At 66.9% G+C, this 9,207-nt stretch carries 7 protein-coding genes; 5 read left to right on the top strand and 2 right to left on the bottom strand.

The genetic code is table 11. The features are described from left to right. Window positions 1-329: 329 nt before the first annotated feature. On the bottom strand, window positions 330-1,949 hold the full coding sequence (locus tag ACTHLF_RS01555) for an MASE1 domain-containing sensor histidine kinase (RefSeq protein ID WP_440324232.1): 1,620 nt from the start codon (window positions 1,947-1,949) through the stop codon (window positions 330-332). Window positions 1,950-2,038: 89 nt separating this feature from the next. On the opposite strand from ACTHLF_RS01555, the gene ACTHLF_RS01550 reads away from it, so the two are divergent. Then, window positions 2,039-2,668 (top strand): response regulator, encoded by a 630-nt coding sequence (locus tag ACTHLF_RS01550; protein WP_440324231.1) that lies wholly within the window; start codon window positions 2,039-2,041, stop codon window positions 2,666-2,668. 126 nt (window positions 2,669-2,794) lie between these two features. Here ACTHLF_RS01550 and recN read toward each other — a convergent pair whose 3' ends face one another. Then, a complete protein-coding gene (recN, locus tag ACTHLF_RS01545) occupies window positions 2,795-4,465 on the bottom strand; it encodes a DNA repair protein RecN (RefSeq protein ID WP_440324234.1) in 1,671 nt (556 codons plus the stop codon). Window positions 4,466-4,595: 130 nt separating this feature from the next. On the opposite strand from recN, the gene hrcA reads away from it, so the two are divergent. The 4 genes from hrcA to dnaJ all read left to right on the top strand — a co-directional run. Then, the gene (hrcA, locus tag ACTHLF_RS01540; RefSeq protein WP_440324229.1) at window positions 4,596-5,654 is read left to right on the top strand and encodes a heat-inducible transcriptional repressor HrcA; all 1,059 of its coding nucleotides are present in this window, start codon (window positions 4,596-4,598) and stop codon (window positions 5,652-5,654) included. Between the two features lie 82 nt (window positions 5,655-5,736). After that, complete coding sequence (gene grpE / locus ACTHLF_RS01535; RefSeq protein WP_440324227.1) at window positions 5,737-6,270, top strand: nucleotide exchange factor GrpE; 534 nt, start codon at window positions 5,737-5,739, stop codon at window positions 6,268-6,270. Between the two features lie 91 nt (window positions 6,271-6,361). Beyond that, on the top strand, window positions 6,362-8,287 hold the full coding sequence (gene dnaK, locus ACTHLF_RS01530) for a molecular chaperone DnaK (RefSeq protein WP_440324226.1): 1,926 nt from the start codon (window positions 6,362-6,364) through the stop codon (window positions 8,285-8,287). 129 nt (window positions 8,288-8,416) lie between these two features. After that, a partial coding sequence (gene dnaJ, locus ACTHLF_RS01525) for a molecular chaperone DnaJ (RefSeq protein ID WP_440324224.1) occupies window positions 8,417-9,207 on the top strand: 791 nt, incomplete at its 3' end.

Here is a 9,207-nt window from a genome sequence, read left to right as displayed (position 1 = left end):
TGGTGGGGGCGCTGGGGGGGGGCGGCGCGGGGGGGGGGGGGGGGGCCCCCCCCCCCCCGCCGCCCCCCCCCCCGCTCCCACAGGGGGCGGGCAGGTTTTCGGCGGCACAAATAAAAACGCCGCCGGTGGACTCCTGTCCACCGGCGGCTGATCCGGATACCTGGTGGTTCGTGGATCGCGAGTTGCTCGCTAGATCCCGTACACCACCTGGCGCCGGCGAGGCTGACATCCTGTCGCCTCTTCAGGTCGATCGTCCCCACGATCGACCTGGGCTCACCGTCTCTCGACGGCGGCTCCCCCACATCGATGGAAGGATCGTAACGAAGCGTTCACGAACCGGCTATTGGAAAATTTCCTATGTTCGTTCCGATACTTGTGCTGCGGAGCAACACGCGGAGATGCAATCCCACGGGCTCTGGGACGATGCGGAACAGGCCGCCCAGGGCGGTGATCCGGTCACTCATGCCCTGCAGGCCGCGACCGCCGCCATCGGTCCTGACCGGGCGCGGTGTGGAGGGCAGGCCATGGCCATCGTCACGAATGTCGAGGACGGCTACGGGGCCGCTGTCACGCAGGCCGATCCGCAGGCGCAGGCGCATTTCCTTTGCACCGGAATGGCGCACGACGTTGGTGGCGCTCTCCTGGACCACGCGGTAGATGGCGGTCAGGGTGTCGTCATCGAGCAGCCGGGGCTCGCCGCGCAGGTCGGTGACATAGTGGATGCCGGCCGCGGTCAGCATGTCGCGGATCGGGCCCTCGTCCAGGGCACGCAGCAGGCCGAACTCGTCCAGTACCGACGGGCGCAGGCTATCCAGCATCTTGTGCAGGGCCCGGCGCATATGGCCGAGGATCCCGTTGATGGCGCTGCCGATGTCGTCCAGGCCCGCGTTGCCGAGGCGGCTCTGGGCGAGCTTCAGGTGGGTCTGGATGGCGGTCAGGTTCTGGCCGAGCTCGTCATGCAGCTCCGAGGCCATGTGCCGGCGCAGGCTTTCCTCCGCCTGCAGGTTGCCTCGGGCCGCGTCGCGGAGCTGGCGGGCCAGCTGGTCGAGCCGCTGGTTGGCCGCGGCCAGGTGGGTGTTCTGCTGGGCCACGCGTTCGCTGCTGCGGCGGAGGGCATCGGTCGCGGCGCCGAGCATCAGGGTGCCGGTGCCGGCCACGGCAAGGAACAGGTGGGCGGCCGCCGTGGGGGCGCCACGGCCGATCATGTCCTCGGTGACGTTCAGGCCCACGCTCGTGATCAGCATGGCCAGGCCGGCACCGCGCCAGCCGTGCCGGAAAGCGAAGAACAGCACGGGCGCCAGCGAAAGCACCCGGGCGAACTGGGGTTGCGGGGAGTACTCGGCCAGGGTCACCAGGATGGCCAGAGAGGGCAGCATCACCAGCAGGCCGTCGAGCAACAGCTCCGCCAGCGCAGTCTGCGTGGGGCGCTCCCGGAACACCAGCACCATCACCGGCACCACCAGCAGCACGCCGAGGTAATTGCCGAGCAGGTCGCTGCCGAAGGTCGTGCCGAGCATTTCGACCGGCGCCGCGGGGTGCAGCGAGGCCATCATGGCCGCGTTGCCGGCCGTGGCCACCGTCGCCGTGACCATGGCCGAGAGCAGCAGGCGGGCGACGTCTTCGGGGGTATTCAGGCTGGCATGCAGGTGCGCGCGGCGCAGGAGCCAGAGGCACGCCGCGACCATCAGCGGTTCCGGCGTATCGCCCAGCACGAAGCCGGCACCGCCGATCGGTAGGCCGCTGCGCCACTCGCAGAAGGCGCTGGCGGCGATTTCACCGCCCAGGATCCAGAACCAGTCCCGCGTGCGGGTCAGCAGCAGGGCGCCGAAACGCAGGCCGAACGGAAGCACCCAGTACGGCTGCTCGGTCGGCCAGAGCATCACCCAGGCCAGCGCGTAGCTGATGGCGATGATCGGGCCGGCGAAGCGGAAAAGGGGGCGAAGGCGCATACGCGTGAATGTTACACGGCCCATGTGGCGCGCTGACGCCATGTGCGCGCATATGCGCACATTCGGTTGAGTACTGTTACATTCAGCCCATGCCAAGAATCGTCCTTGTAGATGACCACGCCATCGTCCGTGAAGGTTTCAAGCGGCTGATCCAGCTGGAACCGGACCTGGACGTCGTTGCCGAAGCGCGCAACGCCGATGAAGCCGTGGATGCCGTGACCCAGCACCGCCCGGACCTCGTGGCGGTGGACCTCTCGCTTCCCGATGGCAGCGGCTTGCCGCTGATCGAGCACCTGGGCAGCATCGAGCCGAACATGCGCATCGTCGTGCTGAGCATGCACGATGGCGAGCCGTACGTTTCCGAAGCCATGCGCCGTGGCGCGCGTGGTTACGTGACCAAGGGCGTGGCCCCGGAAGAACTCGTGGCCGCCGTGCGTGCCGTCCTGGCCGGCGACCAGTACCTGAGCTCGGACCTGCGTGAACGTCGCTCCAGCCGCTCCTCGCAGGATCTCGATCCCTTCAGCCGCCTGACCGCGCGCGAGCGCGAGGTGTTCCTGCTGCTCGCCGCCGGCCGGGCGCCGAAGCAGGTGGCGGCGGAACTCGGCATCGGGCAGAAGACCATCTACATCCACCGCGCCGCGGTGATGAACAAGCTCAACGCCGGGTCGGAACTCGACCTGTACCGCATGGCGCAGGAGCGCGGGCTGATCCGCAGCTAGCCGTCTCGCGGCAAATCCCGCTCATCGTCGTTGGGGCCCACCCGGTGGGCGTCGCCCTGCGCGGAAGAGCCACAGGCCCCGAAACGAGTGGGGAAAGATGTCGCCCACAGGGTGGGCTCCTACGGATTAGCCCTGCGCCTTATCCAGCATCTTCTTCGCGTGGGCGCGGGTTTCCTTCGTGATTTCCACGCCGCCGAGCATGCGCGAGATCTCCTCGCGGCGGCCGCTGGCGTCGAGCGCCCTGATCCGCGTGCGGGTGGATTCGCCGTCGCTTTCCTTGGCGACGTTGAGGTGGTTGTGGCCTTGCGCGGCGACCTGGGGCAGGTGGGTGACGCAGAGCACCTGCACGCGCTCGCCGAGGGCGCGCAGCTTCTGGCCGACCACTTCGGCCACGGCGCCGCCGATGCCGGTGTCGACCTCGTCGAAGATCATGCAGCCGATGTTGTCGTTGCCCAGCGTCGCCACTTCGATGGCCAGGCTGATGCGGGCGAGTTCGCCGCCCGAGGCGACCTTGCGCAGGGCGCGCGGCGGCTGGCCGGGGTTGGCGCTGACGAGCAGTTCGCAGCGTTCGCGGCCCTGCGGATCCGGATCGTCGCCGTCGGCGGGCTCCAGCGCCACTTCCAGCCGGCCGCTGGACATGCCGAGTTCGCCCATCAGGGCGGCGACCGAGGAGCCCAGCCGGGCGGCGGCGTCGGCGCGCGCTGTCGAAAGCGTAGCGGCGGCGGCGTCGTATTCGTTGCGCAGGCGGTCGCGCTCGCGGCCCAGCCGCTCCAGCGCGTCGCCGGCGCCTTCGAGCTCGGCAAGGCGCTCGCGCAGTTCCTCGGCCTTGCCCGTGAGTTCTTCGATCGGCAGCCGGTAACGGCGTGACAGGTCGTGGAGGTGGGTGAGGTGGGTGTCCACCTCGGCGAGGCGCTCCGGGTCGAGCTCCACGTCCTGGGCATAGCGGCCCAGGCCGTCCACGGCTTCACCGACCTGGATCTGCGCGCTGTCGAGCAGTTCCAGGGTGGGGGCCAGGGAGGCATCCAGCTCGGCGAGCCGCGAGAGCTCGGCATGCGCGCGCAACAGGGCGCGGCCGATGGCGAATTCGCTCTCGCCATCGAGCAGCTCCACCACGCCGTTGGCGCCTTCGGCGAGGCGGCCGGCGTTCGCGAGGCGGCGGTGCTGCGCTTCGAGGTCTTCGAGCGCGGCCGGCGCAAGCGCCCAGCGGTCCAGTTCTTCCAGTTCGTGCGCGAGCAGTTCGATCTGGCGCTCGCGATCGTCGCCGCCCGAGAGCTGGCGGATCTTCGCCACCGCGTCGCGCCAGGCCTTCGCCAGGTCACGCACGCGGGCAAGGCCTTCCTCATTGCCGGCGAAGGCATCGAGCAGGCCCATCTGGTGCTGGCGCGAGAGCAGGGCCTGGTGTTCGTGCTGGCCATGGATCTCGACGATCAGGGCAGCGAGGGCAGACATCTGCGCCAGGCTGGCCGGGCGGCCGTTGATCCAGCCCTTGGAGCTGCCCTCGGTGCGGATCACCCGGCGCAGGCGGCAGGTATCGCCATCGTCCAGTTCCTCCTGGCGCAGCCAGCCCAGGGCTTCCGGAAGGCCGGTGAGGTCGAACTCGGCGGCCAGCTCGGCGCGGTCGCTGCCGGCCCGGACCATGCCGCTATCGGCGCGGGCGCCGGCCAGCAGCATCAGGGCATCGACCAGCAGGGACTTGCCTGCGCCGGTTTCGCCGCTGACCACGGTAAGCCCGGGCCCGAAGGCCACTTCGGCTTCTTCAACGACGGCAAACTGGCGGACGTAGAGCGAGGTGAGCATGGGCACCGGCGTGGCGGATGGAATCACGCCAATTGTAGCGGGAGCCGCGTCGCAGGAACCGAGACTTGCAAGGCGGGCGCGCAGACCTTATTGATATCGCCTGCTATCCCGCCCTCAGCCCACCACGCGCATGAATCCGTTTTCCGGCCAAGACATTGATGCTCGCGCGCGGCGACTGTTGCGTACCCTGATTTCGCAATACCTGTCCGATGGCGAGCCGGTCGGCTCACGCACGCTGGCGAAGTCCTCTGGCCTGGAAGTCAGCCCGGCGACCATCCGCAACATCATGGCCGACCTGGAAGAGGCGGGGCTGGTCGCGTCGCCGCACACGTCGGCGGGGCGTATCCCTACACCGCGTGGCCTGCGCCTGTTCGTGGATAGCCTGCTCGAGCTCAAGCCCTTGCCGCGCGACGAGATGGCGCGCCTGCAGGGCGGGCTCCCGCCGCACCAGACGACCACCCGTGACCTGCTGGGCAACGTTTCCCACCTGCTCTCGGCCATGACCCATTTCGCTGGCGTGGTCACCGTGCCGCGCCAGGGCGACTTCCCGCTGCGCCACATCGATTTCGTGAACCTCCCGGATGCCCGCGTGCTGGTCATCCTGGTCTTCTCGGATAACCAGGTTCAGAACCGGGTCGTGCAGCTTTCGCGCCCCATCGACGCGGGCGAGCTCGAACAGGCTGCCAACTACCTCAACGCCCACTTCGCCGGGTTCCGCCTGGCGGATATCCGGGCCCACCTGGCGGCCGAGCTGCGCGAGGCCGGTGGCGAGCTCAACCGGCTGCTCGCCAGCGCGGTGGAGCTGGCGACCGCATCCTTCCGGGACGACGACACCGACGACGTCCTCGTCAGCGGCCAGACCAACCTCATGGGCTATTCCGAACTGGCCGATATCGATCGCCTGCGCGATCTTTTCGACGCCTTCCAGCAGAAGCGCGAGCTGCTCCAGCTCATGGAAAACTGCGTGAAGGCGCCCGGCGTACGGCTTTTCATCGGCGAGGAATCGGGCTTCTCGGCCCTCGACGGCTGCAGCATCGTCACGGCTACCTACGGCACCAGCGGCCGCATGCTGGGCGCGATCGGAGTTATTGGACCGACGCGTATGGCATATGAGCGGGTCATCCCGGTGGTACAAGCCACCGCCGGATTGCTCAGTGATGCCTTGAATCGCGCCGTGGCGACCTCATAAACCGCCACGGGAGGCGGGTTTAGTATTTCCCGCGAATGTTCGGTCCCCTTGCGGGGGCCGTTTGCTTACATTTGGAGTAATCATGCAGAACCACGATCCCCACGCGACGGATCCGGCGCAGGAGAGCGGTGCCGCCAACAGCGTCAACGCCGATCTTGATGCCCTGACCGCCCGTCTGGCGGCCCTCGAGTCCGAGCTGTCCCAGGCGCGCGATACCGTGCTGCGCGAGCGGGCGGAGATCGAAAACCAGCGCCGCCGCCTCCAGCGCGACCTGGACCAGGCCCGCCGCTTCGCCAACGAGAAGCTGCTGGGCGACCTGCTACCAGTGTACGACAGCGTGGCCCTGGGCCTTGCCAACGAGAACGCCGATGCGAAGGCGCTGCGCGAGGGCCTCGAGCTCACGCTGAAGCAGCTGGAAAAGGTCACCTCGTCGAACGGCCTCGTACTGGTCGATCCGCTGCACCAGCCGTTCAACCCGGAACACCACCAGGCGATCAGCGCGGTGGATTCGACCGAGCATGCGCCGAACACGGTGGTCGCCGTGGTCCAGAAGGGCTTCGTCCTGAACGATCGCCTGCTGCGCCCGGCGCTGGTCGCGGTCGTCAAGGACCACTGAGTCTCACAACGCATTGAATTGATGGGGCAAGGCCCCATTTCCACAAACAGTCGCGGCCGCGGGGGCCGCATTGAAATTCGGAGCACGTTTTATGGCCAAGATCATCGGCATCGACCTCGGTACCACCAATAGCTGCGTAGCCGTTATGGAGGGCACCACGGCACGCGTCATCGAGAACGCCGAGGGCGATCGCACCACGCCGTCCATCGTCGCGTTCACCAAGGACAACGAAGTCCTCGTCGGTGCGCCGGCCAAGCGCCAGGCTGTCACCAACGCCAAGAACACCTTCTACGCGGTGAAGCGCCTCATCGGCCGCAAGTTCACCGACGCCGAAGTGCAGAAGGACATCAAGCTCGTGCCGTACGGCATCGTGGCGCACGACAATGGCGATGCCTGGGTGCAGACCGCCGATGGCAAGAAGATGGCACCGCAGGAAATCTCCTCGAAGGTGCTCATGAAGATGAAGAAGACCGCCGAGGATTTCCTGGGCGAATCGGTCACCGAAGCGGTCATCACCGTGCCGGCGTACTTCAACGACAGCCAGCGCCAGGCCACCAAGGATGCCGGCAAGATCGCCGGCCTCGACGTCAAGCGCATCATCAACGAGCCGACCGCCGCGGCCCTGGCCTATGGCCTCGACAAGTCCGGCACGGCCGACCGCAAGATCGCCGTGTACGATCTCGGCGGCGGTACGTTCGACGTCTCGATCATCGAAATCGCCAACGTCGATGGCGAGAAGCAGTTCGAAGTGCTCGCCACCAACGGCAACACGTTCCTCGGCGGCGAAGATTTCGACAACCGCGTCATCGATTACCTCGTGGAAGAGTTCAAGAAGGAGCAGGGCATCGACCTGCGCCAGGATCAGCTCGCCCTGCAGCGCCTGAAGGACGACGCCGAGCGCGCCAAGATCGAACTCTCCTCGGCGCACCAGACTGATGTGAACCTGCCGTACGTCACGGCCGACGCCTCGGGCCCGAAGCACCTCAACATCAAGCTGACCCGCGCCAAGCTCGAGTCGCTGGTGGAAGACCTGGTCAAGGGCACCATCGAGCCGTGCCGCACCGCGCTCAACGACGCCGGCCTGCGCGTGTCGGACATCAACGAGGTCATCCTCGTCGGTGGCCAGACCCGCATGCCCAAGGTCCAGGAAGCCGTCAAGGACTTCTTCGGCAAGGAAGCGCGCAAGGACGTCAACCCGGATGAAGCCGTCGCCGTCGGCGCCGCGATCCAGGGTGGCGTGCTGGGCGGTTCGGTGAAGGACGTGCTGCTCCTCGACGTGACCCCGCTTTCGCTGGGTATCGAAACGATGGGCGGCGTCATGACCAAGCTCATCGAGAAGAACACCACGGTGCCGACCAAGGCCTCGCAGACCTTCTCTACCGCCGATGACAACCAGACCGCGGTGACGGTGCACGTGCTCCAGGGTGAGCGCGAGCGTGCCAACGCCAACAAGTCGCTCGGCAAGTTCGACCTCTCGGGTATCCGTTCGGCGCCGCGTGGCACGCCGCAGATCGAAGTCACCTTCGATATCGATGCGAACGGCATCCTGCACGTGTCGGCGAAGGACAAGGACACCGGCAAGGAACAGAAGATCGAAATCAAGGCGGGCTCGGGCCTGTCCGAGGAAGAGATCCAGCGCATGGTGGCCGATGCCGAAGCCAACCGCGAAGAGGACAAGAAGTTCCACGACCTCGTCCAGGTGCGCAACAAGGCTGACCAGCTCGTGCACCAGACCCGTTCGCAGCTGAAGGAGCACGGCGGCAAGATCCCGGCCGAGCAGCTCGCCAGCATCGACGGCGCTGTGTCGGATCTGGAGAAGGCGAAGGATACCGACGACAAGTCGGCCATTGAGTCGAAGATCGCCAACCTCGAGCAGGTCGCCCAGTCGCTGTACGCAGCGGCCCAGTCGGGTGGCGCTTCGGATACGGCGCAGCAGTCGGCACCGGGCGGCGGTTCGGCCCAGCCCGACGACGTGGTCGACGCCGAGTTCACCGAAGTCAAGGACGACAAGAAGTAATCGTCCTGATGGTGGGATCCGTGGCGCGGGTAGCTTCCCGCGCCACTTGTCTGAAGTATCAATGACGCGACCGCGCCGGGGCGAAAGCCTTCGGCGCGTTTGTCCGTCCAAGGGAAGCAAAAGCGTCACATGAGCAAGCGCGACTACTACGAAATCCTCGGTGTTGAACGTACCGTCACCGACGGGGATCTGAAAAAGACTTTTCGTCGCGTCGCGATGAAGTACCACCCTGACCGCAATCCGGATGATCCGGAGGCGATCGACAAATTCAAGGAAGCCAAGGAGGCGTACGACGTCCTCTCCGATGCCCAGAAGCGCCAGGCCTACGACCAGTACGGCCATGCGGCGTTCGAGGGTGGCGGCTTCGGTCGTGGCGGTGGCGCCGGTTTCGGCGACGTCGGCGACATCTTCGGGGATATCTTCGGTGACATTTTCGGCGGCGGTGGCGGTGGTCGCCAGCGCGCCCGCCGTGGCGCCGACCTGCGCTACATCATGGAGCTCGACCTCGAGGAAGCCGTGTTCGGCGTCGAGAAGAAGATCGAGATTCCCACCCAGGTGAACTGCCACCACTGCAACGGCACGGGCTCGGAAGACGGTAAGGTCTCCACCTGTCCCACCTGCGCCGGCCACGGCCGCGTGCGCATGCAGAACGGCATCTTCTCCATCCAGCAGGCGTGCCCGACCTGCCATGGCTCCGGCCAGAAGATCGACAAGCCGTGCAAGAAATGCCACGGCGAAGGCCGCCTCGAGGAAGAGCGCACCCTGTCGGTGCAGATTCCTGCTGGCGTCGACAACGGCGATCGCATTCGCCTTACCGGCCAGGGTGAAGCCGGCCCGGCGGGTTCGCCGGCGGGTGATCTCTACGTCGAAGTGCGCGTGCGCGAGCACAAGATCTTCCAGCGCGATGGTTCCGACCTGCA

Source organism: Luteibacter sp., assembly GCF_051958795.1.
GTDB lineage: Bacteria > Pseudomonadota > Gammaproteobacteria > Xanthomonadales > Rhodanobacteraceae > Luteibacter.
The sequence above is the reverse complement of the archived record's forward strand: the minus strand, read 5'-3'. Positions and strand labels throughout refer to the sequence as shown.